Here is a 16,687-nt window from a genome sequence, read left to right on the forward strand (position 1 = left end):
GTCCCACCCCCATAGGACAGTGCGGTATGCGGGATTGGCGTGTTCCGGCCGGTCCCGGGAAAACCAGTTGAATTCCGCACCGAGAGAACGTCAGCCTTGCACGTCTCCCGCCCTTCCCTCCCTCCGCCGCCCGCCCGACCTTGGGACGTCATGCACATTCGCGATCTTCCGTACCCCGATCCCGGCCGACCCGACGTGCGGTCAGGTCCGAGGTTTCTCTTCTGGCTGGGCAGGAATCAGCTGGGCGGGCAGGTCAAGGCGGCCCTCTGGGGTCTGGTGCACATGGCCGCGCTGGTGTCCTTCCCGCTTGCCATCGGCTTCGGTGTGCAGGCGGTGGTGGACCGTTCCGGCTCCCGGCTGGCGTTGGCCGGAGCGCTGATGGTGGGGCTCACCGCGCTCACCGCACTGGGGGACGCCATGCTGCACCGCGCGGCGGTCACCAACTGGATCACGGCGGCGGCACGGGTGCAGCAGTTGCTGTCCCGCAAGGCGGTGGAGCTGGGGTCCGCGCTCACCCGGAAGGTGGCGGCCGGCGAGGTAATCGCCGTCTCCACGGGCGATGTCGAGAAGATCGGCTGGTTTGTGGAGGCCCTGTCCCGCTTCACGGCGGCCGCGATCACCACCGTCGCGCTCTGCGTGGCGCTGGTGCTCTACCAGCCGGCGCTGGGAGCGGTGGTGGCGGTCGGTGTGCCCGCACTGGCGCTGGCCGTGCTGCCGCTGCTGCCGCGCGCGGCGCGCCGGGCCGACGACCAGCGGGAGAAGGCGGGCCGGGCCACCGAGCTGGCCTCGGACACCGTGGCCGGGCTGCGGGTGCTGCGGGGCATCGGCGGCGAGGAGCTGTTCCTGGGCCGCTACCGGAACGCCTCACAGGAGGTGCGGGTCGCGGCGGTGCGCAGCGCGCGGATGTGGGCGCTGATCGCGGCCGTGCAGGTGGCGCTGCCGGGGCTGCTGCTGATCGGTGTGGTCTGGTACGGGGCGTCGCTGGCCCGCGAGGGGCGAATCGAGGTGGGCGAGCTGGTCACCGTCTACAGCGCCGTCACCTTTCTGCTCTTCCCGCTGCGGCACTTCGAGGAGATCGCCATGGCGTACTCCTTCTCCCGGCCCTCCGCGCGGCGCGCGGCCCGGGTGCTGGCGCTGCGGCGCTCCTCCGCGGAGGACGAGACCCCGGCCACCGCGGACACCTCAGACATCTCAGACACCGCGGCCACCACGGCATCCGTGGACGGGGGCGAGCGCGCGGAAGCGCAGGAGGCCACCGGACCGCTCGGCGGGGATCTGTACGACCCGGCGAGCGGGACGCTGGCGCCGAGCGGGGTGCTGACCGCGGTGGTGTGCGGCGACCCGGACGCGGCCGGGCGGCTGGCGGACCGGCTCGGCGGACATCCCGCGCTCGGCGGCCCGGGCGACGGGGACCACGGCGGTGCGCCGTCGGCGCTGCTGGGCGGAGTCGCCCTCGATGAGGTGGCGCTGGACTCGGCGCGCACGGCGGTGCTGGTGCAGGACAAGGACCCGGTGCTGCTGTCGGGGACGCTCGCCGAGCTGCTGGATGTGCCGAGGTCCGGCGAGGTCTCGGCGGAGACGGCCCTCGAGGCGGCCCAGTGCGGCGATGTGCTGGAGGCGCTGGCGCAGGCGTCGGCCGCCGACGAGGGTGACGCCGACCCCATGCGCACCCGGATCACCGAGCGCGGCCGCTCGCTGTCGGGTGGCCAGCGGCAGCGGCTGGCGCTGGCCCGCTCGCTGGTGACCGATCCGGAGGTGCTGGTGCTGGACGAGCCGACCTCCGCGGTGGACTCGCACACCGAAGCGCGGATCGCCGACGGGGTGCGGCGGCTGCGGACGGGCCGGACCACCATCGTGTTCACCTCCAGCCCGCTGGTGCTGGACCGGGCGGACCGGGTGGTGTTCGTCGCCGACGGCGAGGCGGCGGGGGTGGGCACCCACCGCGAGCTGCTGGGCACCGACTCCGCGTATCGCGCGGTCGTCACCCGCGAGACGGACGGCGAGGCCGCCGTGCGGAGGACCGGGCGATCCACCGGGCCGACCGGCCACGGCCTGGAGGACATCGCGCGGAAGGACATCGCGCGGGAAGACATCGGGCGGATCGAGGAACAGATCGAGGAGTCGGCATGATCGGCGTGGCACCGCCCGCCTATGACCCGGCCGCACCGGAGTCGGCGACGACGCTGCCGGTCGGCACACCCACCACCGTACGAGCCTATGTGCGGGAGCTGCTGCGGCGGCACCGGGCCGCGTTCACCTGGCTGATGGTCGTGAACGCGACCGCGGTGCTCGCCTCCATGGTCGGCCCGCAGCTGCTGGGGGGCGTGGTCGAGGACCTCTCCCAGGGCGAGAAGGACCTCCACATCGGGCGCACCGTGGCGCTGTTCGCGGTGGCGCTGGTGGTGCAGACCGTGTTCGTCCGGCTGCTGCGGCTGCGCGGGGCGGTGCTGGGCGAGCAGATGCTGGCGGATCTGCGGGAGGACTTTCTCGTACGGTCGGTGGGTCTGCCCCCGGGGGTGCTGGAGCGGGCCGGGACCGGGGATCTGCTGTCCCGGATCACCACCGATATCGACCGGCTGGCGAACGCGATGCGCGAGGCCGTGCCCCAGCTCGCCATCGGTGTGCTGTGGACCGGACTGCTGCTCGGCGCGCTGACCCTGACCGCTCCCCCACTGGGTCTCGCGGTGCTGGTGGCACTCCCGGTGCTGGTGATCGGCTGTCGGTGGTACTTCCGCCGCGCGCCGAGCGCCTACCGCTCGGAGGCGGCAGGGTACGCGGCGGTGTCCGCGGCCCTCACCGAGAGCGTGGACGCCGGGCGGACCATCGAGGCCCACCGGCTGGGCGACCGGCGGATCGCCCAGTCCGAGCTGCGCATCCGGCAGTGGACGGCATGGGAGCGCTACACCCTCTGGCTGCGCTCGGTGCTCTTCCCGGTGATCAATGTGAGCTACACGCTGATCACCGGTTCGGTGCTGATGATCGGCGGCCTGTGTGTGATGCGCGGCTGGATGTCGATCGGCGAGCTGACCACCGGGGCGCTGCTGTCGCAGATGCTGGTCGAGCCGATCGGGCTGATCCTGCGCTGGTACGACGAGCTGCAGGTCGCGCAGGTGTCGCTGGCCCGGCTGGTGGGGGTGCGGGAGATCGAGGAGGGTCCCGCCGACGAGGGGGTGGTCCCCGGTGGCCGGGAGGTGCGGGCGGACGAGGTGCGGTTCGGCTACCACGAGGGCAGCGATGTGCTGCACGAGGTGTCCATGAAGGTGGCCCCGGGGACGCGACTGGCGCTGGTGGGCCCGTCCGGGGCGGGAAAGTCCACCCTGGGGCGGCTGCTGGCCGGGATCTACTCCCCGCGCACGGGCCGGGTGACCTTGGGCGGTGCGGAGCTGGCGCGGATGCCGGCCGAGCGGGTCCGTGAGCATGTGGCCCTGGTCAACCAGGAGCACCATGTCTTCGTGGGCTCGCTGCGGGACAACCTGCTGCTGGCCCGCGCCTTCGCCGGGGACGCCGAGCTGTGGGCGGCGTTGGGCGCCGTCGACGCCGATGGCTGGGCCCGCGCGCTGGACGAGGGCCTGGACACCGAGGTCGGCTCGGGCGGTCTCGCGCTCACCCCCGCACAGGCGCAGCAGATCGCGCTGGCCCGGCTGGTGCTGGCCGATCCGCATACGCTGGTGCTGGACGAGGCCACCTCGCTGCTGGACCCGCGGGCGGCGCGCCATCTGGAGCGGTCGCTGGGCCGGGTGCTGGAGGGCAGGACCGTGGTGGCGATCGCCCACCGGCTGCACACGGCGCATGACGCGGATGCGATCGCCGTGGTGGAGAGCGGCCGGATCACCGAACTGGGCAGCCATGACGAACTCGTCGCGGCGGACGGGGCGTACGCCGCGCTGTGGCGCTCCTGGCACCAGTAGCGGGAGGGGTGGCCGCGCCCCGGCGTGGCCACCCCGATGCCCTCCGGGACCGCCCTGGTGCGGTCCGGGGCCGCCCTGGTGCGGTCCGGGGCCGCCCCGGCCCCGTCCGGGGTTCAGATCACGCCGAGGGCGGCCAGTCCGCCGACGCCACCGAGCAGCATGAAGACCGGCATCAGCACCTTCAGCTCGACCCAGCTGCCGGCCCGGAACCGCATCCCCTTCGGCGGACCGATCGGGTACCAGCGCTTGCGGCCGATCGGGATGGGCCACAGGATCGGGCAGCCGGAGACGGTGAGCGCGTCCCCGATGTCGTGGACCAGGGCGCCGAGCACGATCGGCAGGCCGAGCCAGAGGTACTCCTGGCCCGGTGCGCTGAACAGCCAGTCCGAGCCATTGCCGGCCTTGTCCAGCACATCGGCGAGGATCCAGGCACTGGCCGCCCCGAGCAGCCACACCAGGACATCGCTGGAGACCCGCGCCGCCCGCCACAGCAGCCCCTCGACGGCCAGCACCATGTGCACGAAGAGGATGCCCAGCACCGCCCAGCGCCCGCCGATCATCGCGAGCGCCGAGGCTCCGGCGCCGATCAGCACCGCCCATACCCAGGTGTGGGTCAGGGTGCGGTGGCCGCCGGAGCGACGCGGGTCGCCCGCCTTCCTGGTCGACTTGTAGACGGAGTACGAGATCTTGTCGATCACCTCGCACAGAGCCCGCGAGATGGGCCCGAAGGCGCGCGATATGGTCGCCGCCTTGTGGTCGAGGTCGGGGGCGAGCGCCGCTCCCGCGCAGATCAGCGCGCCGGCGCCCAGCACCGGCCAGGGCATCGCGTGGCCGGCCGCCGCGGCCGCCGCCCCCACCCCCAGCCAGGCCGCCGCCCCGGACAGCGAATGCGCCGGTCCCATCATGGTCGTACCCCGCCCCTGTTCTTTCCCGCTTCCGAGCGGGAGTTGACTGCTTCGGCCCGGCACAGCCTAGCGGCGGACGATCTTCGCACGTACAGCCGGTTCCCGTCCCGGCGGGGAAACCAGGCAGTATAGGTGCGTGACTCTTATCGATCAGATGCCGAGCGACGCCGACCCCGACGCACTTTTCGAGGCGTTCTCCACCTGGGTCGAGGAGCGAGGCATCTCGCTGTACCCCGCCCAGGAGGAAGCGCTGATCGAGGTGGTGTCCGGGGCGAATGTGATCCTCTCGACCCCCACCGGCTCGGGCAAGAGCCTGGTGGCGGCGGGCGCCCACTTCGCCGCGCTCGCCAAGGACGAGGTCACCTTCTACACCGCGCCGATCAAGGCCCTGGTCTCGGAGAAGTTCTTCGAACTGTGCAAGCTCTTCGGCACCGAGAACGTCGGGATGCTCACCGGCGACGCGTCGGTCAACGCGGACGCGCCGGTCATCTGCTGTACGGCCGAGGTGCTGGCGTCCATCGCCCTGCGGGACGGCAAGGACGCCGATATCGGCCAGGTGGTGATGGACGAGTTCCACTTCTATGCGGAGCCGGACCGGGGCTGGGCGTGGCAGATCCCGCTGCTGGAGCTGCCGAGGGCGCAGTTCATCCTGATGTCGGCGACGCTCGGTGATGTGAGCCGGTTCGAGGAGGATCTGACCCGGCGCACCGGGCGGCCCACCGCGGTCGTGCGGTCGGCGACCCGGCCGGTGCCGCTGAGCTACGAGTACCGGACGACGCCGCTGACCGAGACGCTGACCGAGCTGCTGGAGACCCAGCAGGCGCCCGTCTACATCGTGCACTTCACCCAGGCGGCGGCGGTCGAGCGGGCCCAGGCGCTGATGAGCATCAATATGTGCTCGCGCGCCGAGAAGGACGAGATCGCCTCGCTGATCGGCAATTTCCGGTTCACCACCAAGTTCGGCCGCAACCTGTCCCGTTATGTCCGGCACGGGATCGGCGTGCACCATGCGGGCATGCTGCCCAAGTACCGGCGGCTGGTGGAGAAGCTGGCGCAGGCCGGGCTGCTCAAGGTCATCTGCGGTACGGACACCCTCGGCGTGGGCGTCAATGTGCCCATCCGCACCGTCCTGTTCACCGCGCTGACCAAGTACGACGGTCAGCGGGTGCGGACGCTGCGGGCCCGGGAGTTCCACCAGATCGCGGGCCGGGCCGGACGGGCCGGCTTCGACACTGCGGGCTTTGTGGTGGCCCAGGCGCCCGAGCACGTCGTCGAGAACGAGAAGGCACTCGCGAAGGCCGGGGACGATCCGAAGAAGCGCCGCAAGGTGGTCCGCAAGAAGGCGCCGGAGGGCTTCGTCAACTGGGGCCAGAACACCTTCGAGAAGCTCATCGCCTCCGACCCCGAGCCGCTCACCTCCCGGTTCCGGGTCACCCATGCGATGCTCCTGTCGGTGATCGCCCGTCCCGGCAACGCCTTCGAGGGGATGCGCCGCCTGCTGGAGGACAACCACGAGCCGCGCAAGAACCAGCTGCGGCACATCCGCCGGGCGATCGCGATCTACCGCTCGCTGCTGGACGGCGGGGTGGTCGAGCAGGTGAAGCCTGGGGACGGCGAGGGCGGAGGCGCCCCGATCGTCCGGCTGACGGTGGATCTGCAGCAGGACTTCGCGCTCAACCAGCCGCTGTCCACCTTCGCGCTGGCCGCCTTCGAGCTGCTGGACCCCGAATCGCCCTCCTACGCCCTGGACATGGTCTCGGTCGTGGAGTCGACCCTGGACGACCCCCGGCAGATCCTGGCGGCGCAGCAGAACAAGGCGCGCGGTGAGGCGGTGGCCGCGATGAAGGCGGACGGCGTCGAGTACGAGGAGCGCATGGAGCGGCTCCAGGACATCTCCTACCCCAAGCCGCTGGAGGAACTGCTCTTCCACGCGTACGGGCTCTACCGCAAGAGCCATCCATGGGTCGGCGACCATCCGCTCTCGCCCAAGTCGGTGATCCGCGACATGTACGAGCGGGCGATGACCTTCACCGAGTTCACCTCGTTCTACGACCTGGCGCGGACCGAGGGCATTGTGCTGCGCTACCTGGCCAGCGCCTTCAAGGCCCTGGACCACACCGTGCCGGACGATCTGAAGTCCGATGACTTCCAGGACATCATCGCCTGGCTCGGCGAGATGGTGCGGCAGGTCGACTCCAGCCTCCTCGACGAGTGGGAGCAGCTGGCCAACCCGGAGGTGGAGTCGGCGGAGCAGGCGCAGGAGCGCGCCGACCAGGTCAGGCCGGTCACCGCCAACGCCCGCGCCTTCCGCGTGCTGGTGCGCAACGCCATGTTCCGCCGGGTGGAGCTGGCCGCGCTGGACAAGGTCGCCGAGCTCGGGGAGATGGACGCCGACTCCCGCTGGGACGAGGACGCCTGGGCCGAGGCGCTGGACGGGTACTGGGAGGAGTACGAGGAGCTCGGCACCGGAGCGCAGGCCCGCGGGCCGAAGCTGCTGCGGATCGAGGAGGACCCCGAGCACGGTCTGTGGCGGGTGCGGCAGACCTTCGACGACCCGAACGGCGACCACGACTGGGGTATCGCGGCGGAGGTCGATCTCGCCGCCTCCGACGAGGAGGGCCGGGCGGTGGTCCGGGTCACCGACGTGGGCCAACTGTAGCCTCCTGGACGCTGTCCACACCGGGGACCGGCCCGGCCCCCTCAGTGAAGGAGCACCACCGATGACCAATCCCGCCGAGCGCCTGGTCGATCTGCTCGACCTGGAACGGATCGAGCTGGACATCTTCCGTGGCCGCAGCCCCGATGAGTCGCTGCAGCGGGTGTTCGGCGGGCAGGTGGCGGGCCAGGCGCTGGTGGCCGCCGGGCGGACCACCGACGGGCAGCGTCCGGTGCACTCACTGCACGCGTACTTCCTGCGGCCGGGGCGGCCGGGCGTGCCCATCGTGTACCAGGTGGAGCGGGTCCGGGACGGGCGCTCCTTCACCACCCGCCGGGTCGTCGCCATCCAGCAGGGTCGCACGATCTTCAATTTGACGGCCTCCTTTCATTCTCCTGAGCCGGGTATCGAGCATCAGCTGCCGATGCCGGATGTCCCCGGGCCGGAGGGTCTGCCGACCCTCGCCGATGAGGTGCGCGCCCATCTGGGCACGCTCCCCGAGGCATTCGCCCGTATGGAGCGCCGGCAGCCCTTCGACATCCGCTATGTGGAGCGGCTGCGCTGGACGGACGAGGAGCTCCAGGGCGCGGAACCGCGCAGCGCCGTATGGATGCGCGCGGTGGGGCCGCTCGGGGACGACCCGCTGGTGCACACCTGTGCGCTCACCTATGCGAGCGACATGATGCTGCTGGACGCGGTGCGGGTGCCGATCGAGCCGCTGTGGGGCCCACGGGGCTTCGACATGGCCTCGCTGGATCACGCCATGTGGTTCCACCGGCCGTTCCGCACCGATGAGTGGTTTCTCTACGAGCAGGAGTCGCCCGTGGCCACGGGCGGCCGGGGACTGGCGCGCGGCCGGATCTACGACCGTGCGGGTCGACTTTTGGTGTCCGTGGTGCAAGAGGGACTGTTCCGCCCGCTGCGGCCAGCCGAAGGTGCCGCGGACGACGGCTGAGCCCCACCGTGGTGTGCCCCTCCGTGGTGTGCCACGCTCTGGTTTGCCGCGCCCTGGTGTGCCCCACAAGGACGTGCGCACCGTGACTCATCGCCTGCCGATCAGCTTCTGCCACAGGCTCCGCGGGCGGCCCGGAACCGGGGTGCGGTCATCGGGCACCGGCTCCGGCCCGGCGTCCGGGCGTGGCGCGGACCGGGCCCGGCGGGCGTCGTCCAGCGACGAGGCGAGGGCGGCCCGATAGCGCCGGATCTCCCGTGGGTCGTCCGCCGTGACCACCGTGCCGATGACATCCCGGACGGCTCCGGCCTCGGGGCGCATCCGGACGAGCGCGGGGCGGAGTTCCCGCAGATGGGCCCGCTCATAAGGATCGGCCACGGCCGAGGCCAGCTCGACGGAGCCCAGCACCGATGCCAGCACCGCGGCCCGCTCCCAGGGGTCCTCGGTCTGGGCGAGCAGCTGGCCGATCCTTCGGCTGCGCCATTTGGCGGCCCGCCAGTCCTCCCCGGCGGCCAATGCCGCGCTCAGTCCCGGCGGGGTGCGGCCGCTCAGCAACTCCGGCTGCCTGACGGCGAACTCGGTCAGATCCGACGCCAGATAGAGCCATACGACGGCCCGATAGCGATTGACATAGAACCGGACGGGGGCGAAGAAACCCCCGCGCGCGAGGCGGGTCAGCCGCCCTTGGGTAATGCCGAGCAGCTCCGCGCTCTCTGCCGTGCCGACCACGCGGAGACGGCCGATGAGCGCCTCCGGGAAGCCCTCGGCGGCGGTCACCCGCCTCAACTCCTCGCACGCCACCCGCCGGCCCAGACCGGTGGTGACGGTGCGCACTTCCCCCAACTGAACGGCCAGCTCGAACTCCCGCGGGTTGAGCCCCAGCGCCCGGGCCGCCGCGCCGAACGCGACGCTCCCGCCCGATCCGCCCGGCCCCGCCGGCCCGCCAGGGTCTCCCGGCCCGCTCGCCCGTCCCGGTACGCTCGGCTCGCCGAGCCACTCCGGGCTCCACGGCCCCTGGCTCTCCCGCAGCTCCTGATCCACCCGCACTGCCATGCGACGTCCTCCCCCGCACTGCCTCAATCACTGACAGTGACGACGATAGCCGCGAAGCAAGATGCCCGGTCAGGCCTGTGGATAACTTCCGCGCGGCATCAGCTGGGTGCGCCGCTCTCCTGCCTGGCCTCGACTCCCAGGTGCTCCCCCACCCGGTTGACCAGCAGCGCCATTTCGTAGGCGACCTGCCCCACATCCGCGTCCGGCCCGGTGAGCACGCACAGACAGCTGCCGTCCCCCGCCGCCGTGACGAAGAGGACGCCCTCGTCGAATTCGACCATCGTCTGCCGCACCCGGCCCGTCCGGAAGTGGCGCCCGGACCCCTTGGCGAGGCTGTGCAGCCCGGACGCCACCGCCGCCAGGTGCTCGGCGTCCTGGCGCACCAGCGTGGAACTCGCCCCCGTCACCAGCCCGTCGTTGGACAGCACCAGCGCGTGCCGTATCTCCGCGATCCGCTCGGTCAGGTCGTCCAGTAACCAGTCGAGCCCCTTGTTCACTGCCATATCCGACTCCTCCCCGATTTCCCTTCAGCTGCGTGCCAGCCTTTCTCACTGCCGCCGTCTGGGCAACCCGCCCCGCCCGGCACCCCACGCTTGTGCGCTGATTGACGCAGGATGGGGACATGGCACAGAACATGACCAAGGATCAGTGGCAGAAGTTCGTCACGGAGGGCACCCGCACCGCGAAGCTGGCGACCGTGCGGGCCGACGGAAGTCCGCACCTCGCCCCCGTGTGGTTCCTGCTCGACGGTAACGACCTCGTCTTCAACACAGGTCAGGAGACGGTCAAGGGACGCAACTTGGCCCGGGACGGCCGGCTCACCATCTGCGTGGACGACGACAAGCCGCCGTTCGCCTTCGTCACCCTGCGGGGGCGCGCCGAGCTGATCGACGATCTGGGGCAGGTCCGCGACTGGGCCACCCGGATCGCCTCCCGTTACATGGGCGAGGACCGGGCCGAGGAGTACGGCGCCCGCAATGGCGTGCCGGGCGAGCTGCTGGTCAGGGTGCGCATCGACAAGGTGCTCGCGCTCTCCGGGGTCGCCGAATAGCGAGATTCGACCGAAACCCATCCCTTCATGACGCACCCCGCCCATCCGACGTTTACGGGCGCATGAGGACCTTTATCGCACCGTCCTCCTTGTGCTGGAACATCTCATAAGCGCGGGGTGCCTCCTCCAGCGGCAGCGAATCGGCCATCCCGCCGCACACCCCGCTGAGGGAGATGATGGGGTCGGGTACCGTCTCGACCCGCACATCATGTCGGCCCTGCCAGGTCACCGCTCGCATCACCGCGCCCCTTCGCCGCCGTCGTTGTTGTCCTCGTCGGAAGGATCTTCCGAGGGCCGTTGCGGGCGCCCCGGCGCATCCGGCCGAACCGTCGGCGGGGCCATGGGCCGCGCCGCCGGTCCACCAGGTCCACGAGCTGGGTCGTCTCCTCGGCGATCGCGGCCGGCTCGGCGTCCGCGCCGCACAGCACGGCCAGACACGCGCCGTCGGCCAACGCCGTGACGAAGAGGGTGCCCGCCGCCATCTCGATCATCGTCCGCCGGGCCGGGCCGCCGCGCCCCCGGCGCCCGGCGCTCGCGGCGATGCCGTGGAATCCGGAGGCGACGGCGGCCAGATGCTCGGCCTCATGGCGGGAGAGCCCACCGGACGCACTGACGGTCGCCCCGTCCCGGGAGAGCACCACGGCATGGCGTACGCCTGCTGCCGCGGCCACCAGATCGTCCAGGATCCGGTCGAGATCGGCCATGGAGCGTGCGGCGGTGCTGCGCGGCTTGGTCATGGGCGATCTCCCTCGGTCGGGATGCGCCGCGCCGGGGCGGCGCTCCAGGTGTCCCCCTGGGCCAGGGACGCTAGACCCGGCGGGGGCGCACATTGAGGGCGCATTACGGAACCTGTTGAAAATTGACAGAGTCAGATGCCAGAGCGATCGATGGGCGTCCGAATCTGCACTCAAAGCGGGCGTAGGCTGCTTGCTCAGCGCAGCGCTTCACCGTCGTATCCAAGGTGTCCCGAGGAGTTCCCGTGCCACATGAGCCCTCCCATGGAAACAGTGCGGCCGACGTACGGGACTTCTTCACCCCCAGGGCGGCCGACTGGGACCGCCGCTTCCCGGACGACGGCCCCGCCTACGCCGCCGCCGTCGCCGACCTCGGGCTCCGCCCCGGGGACGCGGCGCTCGACGCGGGGTGCGGAACGGGGCGTGCGCTGCCCGCGCTGCGCGACGCGGTCGGCCCCGAGGGGACCGTCCTCGGAGTGGACCTCACGCCCGCCATGCTGGACGCCGCCCTGGGCGAGGGCCGGGACGGCTTCGCGGGCCTCGCCCTCGCCGATGTGGCACGGCTGCCACTGCGCGACGGCTGCCTCGACGCGGTGTTCGCCGCCGGGCTGATCTCCCATCTCTCCGACCCCCGCGAGAACCTGCGCGAACTGGCCCGGGTGGTGCGCCCCGGCGGGCGGCTCGCGCTGTTCCATCCAGTGGGGCGGGCCGCTCTCGCCGCCCGCCACGGCCGCGCCCTCACCCCCGACGACCTGCGGGCGGAGGCCCAACTGCGGCCGTTGCTGGCGGACGCCGGCTGGCGCCTGGACTCGTACACCGACGAGGACACACGCTTTCTGGCGCTCTGCGTCCGCGAAGTCGACTGAGGGAAGTCGGCTGAGGATCGAAAGGGCCGGCCCGAGCAGACCACGGGATCCAGATTGGCCTCGGTCAGCACCAGACGGGACACCGGTTCCGGACGGCGTACCGCCAGCACGATCACGACCGATCCGCCCATGCTGTGCCCGATGAGCGCGGCACCCAGGGCCGAATGAGGCCTGCTCCACGGCTTTCCTTCCGCCATACCCGCCTTACGGATCGCGTCGGACACCGACAACACATCGATGGCGATGTATTGCGCTCACGAGGTACAGCGGTCATGCGGCACAATGCGGCCATGCTCGAACTCGCCATCCTGGGCTTCCTCCACGACGCCCCGCTGCACGGCTACGAGTTGCGCAAGCGCATCGCCGCGCTGACCGGACATGGGAAACCCGTGGCCGAGTCCACCCTCTATCCGGCGATCAAGCGGCTGGAGAAGGCCGGTCTGCTGGCCCGCCGGACCCAGCCGGGTGCGGGGGCCGCGCCCCGTCACGTGCTCACGCTGACCGCCGAGGGGCAGACGGAGCTGCGCCGCCGCCTCGCGCATCCGGCGGACGTCGACATCACCGATGAGAACCGCTGGTTCACCGTGCTGGCGTTCCTGCGCCACCTCGACGACCCGTCGGCACAGGCGGAGGTGCTGGAGCGCCGGATGGCCTTTCTGCGGCAGCCGTCGAGCTTCTTCTACGAGGGTGACCGCCCGTTGCGGGCGGAAGAGGTCGAGGACCCCTTCCGGCGCGGCATTCTCACCATCGCCCGGGCCACCAGCCAGGCCGAACTGTCCTGGCTGCGGCGCACGCTGGACACGCTGCGGGCGGCGGCCGACGGCTGAGGGCCGACCACCTCCCGAAGTCTCGACTCCGTGGCTACTGGGTGGTTAAGGTGCGCGACGACGGATCGCTCATCGGATCCGCATGCGCAGGAGGAGGCTGTCGTGCCCGCCACGGAGGAGTCACGCGACGAGGCGCTGTATGTGCTGACCGCGGTGCTGCTGACACCCGCTCAATTCCCGAGTGTGCTCGGCGACGACTATCCCGAGGCATGTGCCGCGCTCGGGCTGGAGCCGTACGACACCGGCTACGGGCTGGTACTGGGGCAGGATGGCGGCGGCGCCCGCTGGACGGTGGTCACCGACGATGTGTCGCTCGTGGCCATCGCCATCGCGACCTGGGACTGCGGTATGGAGTACGCCCTGGCCATCGAGGACCGTACGGTGGTCGCCTCGCTTCCCGGCTGGCCGCTCGCGGTGGCCGTGGCCGCCCCGGGCGTACCGGCTCCCCATGATCCCGCGCCCGACCCCGGGCTGGGGGAAGACACCTCCCGGGCGCCGCTGTCGCCGCCGGACTCCGAGCGGTGGGGCCCGGCCCAGCGGCGGCTCGGCGCCGATGAGATCGCGCTCCAGTGGGCGATCTGGCGTGAGCAGGTCGACAGCGATGTGACGTTCGTGTCCCCGGGCGAGAAGCCGCACGGGGGCGTGCGGCGGGTGCTCGAAGAGGCGCGCGGTTATCTGGACTCACCCCCGCCGCTGGGGCGGATCCGCTCGGCGTTCGCCTCCGGTGACGCGCGGACGCTCCGGGCCGACGGGCCGGGCTGGAGCATGGTGGCCCGGACCGACGACATCGCGTTCGTCCTGTTGGACGACGCACCGGGCGAGGTGCTGCCGGTCGGTCGCGGCCCCGAGCTGCCGGGGCTGCTGACGGCCCTGGACAAGCTGGCCGTACGGCCGCACTGAGACCTGACGCCGTGCCCCGTCCCGTACGGGGTCGGTCAAGGACGCCGCGAGGAGCCGGTCAACGACGCCGTCCGGGCCGGTCAGCCACGCCGACGCGCGGAGCCCATCGGCGCCCGTACGGTCCCCGCGACCTCTCCGTCCGGGCCCGGACGTCGCCCCGGACCCCGGGCCTCGGCGGAGCCCCAAGGGGCATGACCGCTCCCCACCCGGCCGGGTCCGGAACGGGGTCGCGGGCGGTCCGCGATCGGTACTGCACGGTCACTCCCGGGTGCGCTCCGCCCGTGGCCCCTGGCCCAGCCGGCCGCGTTGCGCGGCCGCTGAAGCGGCCGACCGCTTCAGCGGCCCAGCTGCTTACGGGTGGTCCTGTTCAGCCTGCGGCGCTGGGAGGGGTCCAGCAGCAGATAGGCCGCCGCCGGCACTCCCACGATCACCAGCAGCGCAGCCCAGAAGGGCAACACCCAGAGCAGGATCACACCCGCCACCACACCACCGGTGGCGACCTTCGCGCGTGTGGACATCTCACCCGCCTCCTTCACGGCCCATAGCCGCACTCACTCCACACAACGGACACCGACGGCACCCGGTTCCTCCCCGCGCCGTGATCCTGTACCCTCGGGCGGCCCGGGCTCGACTAGTCAAATTTGAGGAACGCTCAGCGCTGTGACACCACCCTCCGCGGCAACACCCTCCGACATCGCAGAACTCTCCCGCTGCACCGCGGTCTTCCTTCCCGGCGACCCGGCACGCACCGGCCGGATCGCCTTCTGGCGGCCGGACGGCGCTCCTCCTTCCGGCCCCGCCACCGGCTCCGCCGCGGAGCTGACGGTCGTCGTCCCGTCGGACGGCACCGATGGCGGTCCCCATGACGACCCCACCGACCCCGGCCCCACCGGCCCCGACGTCGAGACGCGCACCGTAAGGGCGCTCGTGCTGCCCCTGGGCGAGGCGCTGCCGGTGCTCACCCGGGCCCGGGCGCGGGCCGCACAGGCCGGTCCGGGGCAGTGCGACCCCGCCACGGCCTTCTGGGGCGCCGCCGCCGTACTCGCCCTCCAACTCGCGGCCCGCGGAAGGCTGCTACCCGGGCTCAGCGCCACCGATCACGACGCCTGGCGGGTCGGTCCGCTCACCCCCGACGATCTGACGCGGGTGCGTGAACTGGCCGCCGCCATGCCGCCCACGGCGCACGCGACGCCGCTGCCCGTCTCCGGCCCGGTGCTGCTGCCCGAGCCCGAGCGGCATCTGCGGGCGTTCCTGGACGCGGTGGCGGACGGGCTGCCGCGCTCGCCCGCGGCGGCGCTGGCTTCGGGCGGCCCCGCCTTCGCCGCCCCGGGGCCACGGCGGCTGCCCGAACAGCGTGCCTGGGCCGCCGACGTGGCCGCCGGGCACGACGCGGGGGTGCGGCTCTCGATCCGTATCGAGCTGCTGCACGGCGTCGGTGGGAACGGTAAGGCGGACGGGCCGCGCTTCCGTGCCGTCCTCCAGCTGCACAGCCTCACCGATCCGGCGCTGGTCGCGGACGCCGCCGACGTCTGGGCGGGCACCTCGCCCATCACCCCGGCCCCGGGGGGGGGGGGGGCGCGGCGCGCCCCCGCCCCTGGTGGGGAACGGCCCCCGGCTCAATCGGTCTTGACGGGGGTCAGGTCGAATCCGTCGTTGGGCTTGCCCGCGAGGAGGTCGGCCAGCCCGCCGCTGAGCGCGTATGTCGTCCCGTCCGGTCCCGCGGTCACGTCGCTGGTGACGGGATTCTCGACGGTGTCGGTGACCTTCACCGTGGCCTTCTTCCAGCCGTCACCGGGCTCCACGCGCTGGATCTGGGCGGGCTTGCCGGTCAGCAGGCCGCTGCTGACCGCCGCGATCGAGCCGTCCTTCAGGAGCCGCATACCGGCTGCGGGCGCCCCCAGCGGCTTGTCGAGCTTCACCTTCCGTGCCTCGTCGGGATTCTGGACGGGCACGCGTACCAAGGAGCCGTCGGCCATGGAGATGATCAGCTGGTTGCCCTTGACCCACTCCACCGCCGACATCCCCACGTCGTTCAGGAAGTCGGGGATGTCCAGCGCGCCCTGGAGCAGGTCGTTCCGCAGGAAGACCGAGGCGCGGCCCTTACGGTCGATGCGGAACACCGTCGGGGTCAGCTCGTCGACGGCGTAGGCGGTGCCGTCGGGCGCCACCGTCACGTCGGAGATCAGGTGTTTCTTGCCGTCGTTGGTGACCGCGGTCAGATCGACGCACCAGTCCTGCTTCCCGGTCTTCAGGTCGTAGCTGCCCACGCTGGCGACCTTGAAGGGGTCGGCCTTGCGGGAACGGTCGGCGGTGCCGTAGTCCACATTGCTGACCAGGACGCGGTCCCGCTCGCGGTCGACGTTGACGGCCTGCGCCGACACCAGTTGTGGGTCGTCGATGAAGGTGCGCACCTTTCCGTCCGGACCGACGGCGGAGACCGTGCCGTGCTTCAGCGAGCCGGCGAAGAACGTCTTCGACGGCTCGTCGAAGTCCAGCGAGTGCGGGAACACGTTCGCGCCGTCGGCCTTGATGACGTCGGGCGTCTTCTGCTTGGCCTGCTCGGTCCGGGTCTGCTCGGCGCCGGACGTGGAGCCGGATCCGGCGGCGGAACCGTTCGCGGTGCACGCCGTCCCGGTGGCCACGGCGGCGACAAGTGCCGCGCCCGCGATGACGGTCTTCAGCTTCGTCTTCTTCATGGTTGTCCTTGTCTCGGTGATGTCGCGTCCGGGCAGGGCGGCCCGCGGGCGCGGGCGGGGACACAGGGGAGGAAAGGAGGAAGGAGGGGAGGTGGCGTCGTCGGCGGCGGGAAGGCGCGTGTGACGAGGCCCCCGCGGC

At 71.9% G+C, this 16,687-nt stretch carries 15 protein-coding genes and 2 pseudogenes; 9 read left to right on the plus strand and 8 right to left on the minus strand.

Translation table 11 applies throughout. From position 1 onward, the window contains the following. Positions 1-150 precede the first annotated feature (150 nt). Together ACFXB5_RS20520 and ACFXB5_RS20525 are read left to right on the plus strand one after the other, a co-directional pair. Positions 151-2,130, plus strand: a complete 1,980-nt coding sequence (locus ACFXB5_RS20520) for an ABC transporter transmembrane domain-containing protein (protein ID WP_385209758.1) — start codon at positions 151-153, stop codon at positions 2,128-2,130. Then, positions 2,127-3,908: an ABC transporter ATP-binding protein gene (locus ACFXB5_RS20525; protein WP_385209760.1), complete on the plus strand. Its 1,782-nt coding sequence runs from the start codon at positions 2,127-2,129 to the stop codon at positions 3,906-3,908. Before ACFXB5_RS20520 ends, ACFXB5_RS20525 begins: the two co-directional genes overlap by 4 nt. A 113-nt stretch (positions 3,909-4,021) precedes the next feature. On the opposite strand, the gene ACFXB5_RS20530 is transcribed toward ACFXB5_RS20525, so the two are convergent. Continuing rightward, positions 4,022-4,813: a metal-dependent hydrolase gene (locus ACFXB5_RS20530; RefSeq protein ID WP_385209762.1), complete on the minus strand. Its 792-nt coding sequence runs from the start codon at positions 4,811-4,813 to the stop codon at positions 4,022-4,024. A 136-nt stretch (positions 4,814-4,949) separates the two neighbouring features. On the opposite strand from ACFXB5_RS20530, the gene ACFXB5_RS20535 reads away from it, so the two are divergent. Together ACFXB5_RS20535 and ACFXB5_RS20540 are read left to right on the plus strand one after the other, a co-directional pair. Beyond that, positions 4,950-7,472 carry a DEAD/DEAH box helicase gene (locus tag ACFXB5_RS20535; RefSeq protein ID WP_385209764.1) on the plus strand — a complete coding sequence of 841 codons (2,523 nt, stop codon included), beginning with the start codon at positions 4,950-4,952 and terminating at the stop codon, positions 7,470-7,472. 61 nt (positions 7,473-7,533) lie between these two features. Then, entirely contained in the window at positions 7,534-8,424 is an 891-nt protein-coding gene (locus ACFXB5_RS20540) for an acyl-CoA thioesterase (RefSeq protein ID WP_385209768.1), read from the plus strand. A gap of 87 nt (positions 8,425-8,511) precedes the next feature. On the opposite strand, the gene ACFXB5_RS20545 is transcribed toward ACFXB5_RS20540, so the two are convergent. Next, positions 8,512-9,474 (minus strand): DUF6397 family protein, encoded by a 963-nt coding sequence (locus tag ACFXB5_RS20545; RefSeq protein ID WP_385209770.1) that lies wholly within the window; start codon positions 9,472-9,474, stop codon positions 8,512-8,514. Positions 9,475-9,572: 98 nt separating this feature from the next. Next, positions 9,573-9,977, minus strand: a complete 405-nt coding sequence (locus ACFXB5_RS20550) for a roadblock/LC7 domain-containing protein (protein WP_385209773.1) — start codon at positions 9,975-9,977, stop codon at positions 9,573-9,575. A 119-nt stretch (positions 9,978-10,096) separates the two neighbouring features. On the opposite strand from ACFXB5_RS20550, the gene ACFXB5_RS20555 reads away from it, so the two are divergent. Further along, a complete protein-coding gene (locus ACFXB5_RS20555; RefSeq protein ID WP_385209775.1) occupies positions 10,097-10,525 on the plus strand; it encodes a PPOX class F420-dependent oxidoreductase in 429 nt (142 codons plus the stop codon). Positions 10,526-10,577: 52 nt separating this feature from the next. Here the strand turns inward: ACFXB5_RS20555 and ACFXB5_RS20560 are convergent, their stop codons facing one another. Continuing rightward, positions 10,578-10,763, minus strand: a complete 186-nt coding sequence (locus ACFXB5_RS20560) for a hypothetical protein (RefSeq protein ID WP_385209831.1) — start codon at positions 10,761-10,763, stop codon at positions 10,578-10,580. Then, positions 10,732-11,262, minus strand: coding sequence for a roadblock/LC7 domain-containing protein (locus tag ACFXB5_RS20565; RefSeq protein WP_385209778.1), 531 nt, complete (start codon positions 11,260-11,262; stop codon positions 10,732-10,734). The genes ACFXB5_RS20560 and ACFXB5_RS20565 overlap by 32 nt, the downstream gene beginning before the upstream one ends. Before the next feature lie 242 nt (positions 11,263-11,504). Between ACFXB5_RS20565 and ACFXB5_RS20570 the strand changes: the two genes are divergently transcribed. Beyond that, entirely contained in the window at positions 11,505-12,125 is a 621-nt protein-coding gene (locus ACFXB5_RS20570; RefSeq protein WP_385209780.1) for a class I SAM-dependent methyltransferase, read from the plus strand. 41 nt (positions 12,126-12,166) lie between these two features. Here the strand turns inward: ACFXB5_RS20570 and ACFXB5_RS20575 are convergent. Next, positions 12,167-12,280, minus strand: a pseudogene (locus ACFXB5_RS20575) (alpha/beta fold hydrolase); the annotation flags it as partial. A 135-nt stretch (positions 12,281-12,415) separates the two neighbouring features. Between ACFXB5_RS20575 and ACFXB5_RS20580 the strand changes: the two are divergent. Together ACFXB5_RS20580 and ACFXB5_RS20585 are read left to right on the plus strand one after the other, a co-directional pair. Next, entirely contained in the window at positions 12,416-12,952 is a 537-nt protein-coding gene (locus ACFXB5_RS20580; RefSeq protein ID WP_385209822.1) for a PadR family transcriptional regulator, read from the plus strand. A 102-nt stretch (positions 12,953-13,054) separates the two neighbouring features. Further along, a complete protein-coding gene (locus tag ACFXB5_RS20585) occupies positions 13,055-13,852 on the plus strand; it encodes a hypothetical protein (RefSeq protein ID WP_385209782.1) in 798 nt (265 codons plus the stop codon). A gap of 335 nt (positions 13,853-14,187) precedes the next feature. Here the strand turns inward: ACFXB5_RS20585 and ACFXB5_RS20590 are convergent, their stop codons facing one another. Next, positions 14,188-14,370 (minus strand): hypothetical protein, encoded by a 183-nt coding sequence (locus ACFXB5_RS20590; protein WP_385209784.1) that lies wholly within the window; start codon positions 14,368-14,370, stop codon positions 14,188-14,190. A gap of 142 nt (positions 14,371-14,512) precedes the next feature. Between ACFXB5_RS20590 and ACFXB5_RS20595 the strand changes: the two are divergent. Continuing rightward, positions 14,513-15,418, plus strand: a pseudogene (locus ACFXB5_RS20595) (ATP-dependent helicase); the annotation flags it as partial. A 50-nt stretch (positions 15,419-15,468) separates the two neighbouring features. On the opposite strand, the gene ACFXB5_RS20600 reads toward ACFXB5_RS20595, so the two are convergent. Continuing rightward, positions 15,469-16,548: a hypothetical protein gene (locus ACFXB5_RS20600; protein WP_385209787.1), complete on the minus strand. Its 1,080-nt coding sequence runs from the start codon at positions 16,546-16,548 to the stop codon at positions 15,469-15,471. Between the last annotated feature and the right edge of the window lie 139 nt (positions 16,549-16,687).

The sequence above is a fragment of the Streptomyces sp. NPDC059455 genome, from assembly GCF_042750115.1.
Lineage (GTDB): Bacteria > Actinomycetota > Actinomycetes > Streptomycetales > Streptomycetaceae > Streptomyces > Streptomyces endocoffeicus.

Excerpts from the sequence above, each read along its gene's own strand:
- ACFXB5_RS20520 (WP_385209758.1), top strand. The coding sequence starts at position 151 with ATGCACATTCGCGATCTTCCGTACCCCGATCCCGGCCGACCCGACGTG.
- ACFXB5_RS20525 (WP_385209760.1), top strand. The coding sequence starts at position 2,127 with ATGATCGGCGTGGCACCGCCCGCCTATGACCCGGCCGCACCGGAGTCG.
- ACFXB5_RS20530 (WP_385209762.1), bottom strand. The coding sequence starts at position 4,813 with ATGATGGGACCGGCGCATTCGCTGTCCGGGGCGGCGGCCTGGCTGGGG.
- ACFXB5_RS20540 (WP_385209768.1), top strand. The coding sequence starts at position 7,534 with ATGACCAATCCCGCCGAGCGCCTGGTCGATCTGCTCGACCTGGAACGG.
- ACFXB5_RS20545 (WP_385209770.1), bottom strand. The coding sequence starts at position 9,474 with ATGGCAGTGCGGGTGGATCAGGAGCTGCGGGAGAGCCAGGGGCCGTGG.
- ACFXB5_RS20550 (WP_385209773.1), bottom strand. The coding sequence starts at position 9,977 with ATGGCAGTGAACAAGGGGCTCGACTGGTTACTGGACGACCTGACCGAG.
- ACFXB5_RS20555 (WP_385209775.1), top strand. The coding sequence starts at position 10,097 with ATGGCACAGAACATGACCAAGGATCAGTGGCAGAAGTTCGTCACGGAG.
- ACFXB5_RS20560 (WP_385209831.1), bottom strand. The coding sequence starts at position 10,763 with ATGCGAGCGGTGACCTGGCAGGGCCGACATGATGTGCGGGTCGAGACG.
- ACFXB5_RS20565 (WP_385209778.1), bottom strand. The coding sequence starts at position 11,262 with ATGACCAAGCCGCGCAGCACCGCCGCACGCTCCATGGCCGATCTCGAC.
- ACFXB5_RS20580 (WP_385209822.1), top strand. The coding sequence starts at position 12,416 with ATGCTCGAACTCGCCATCCTGGGCTTCCTCCACGACGCCCCGCTGCAC.
- ACFXB5_RS20590 (WP_385209784.1), bottom strand. The coding sequence starts at position 14,370 with ATGTCCACACGCGCGAAGGTCGCCACCGGTGGTGTGGTGGCGGGTGTG.
- ACFXB5_RS20600 (WP_385209787.1), bottom strand. The coding sequence starts at position 16,548 with ATGAAGAAGACGAAGCTGAAGACCGTCATCGCGGGCGCGGCACTTGTC.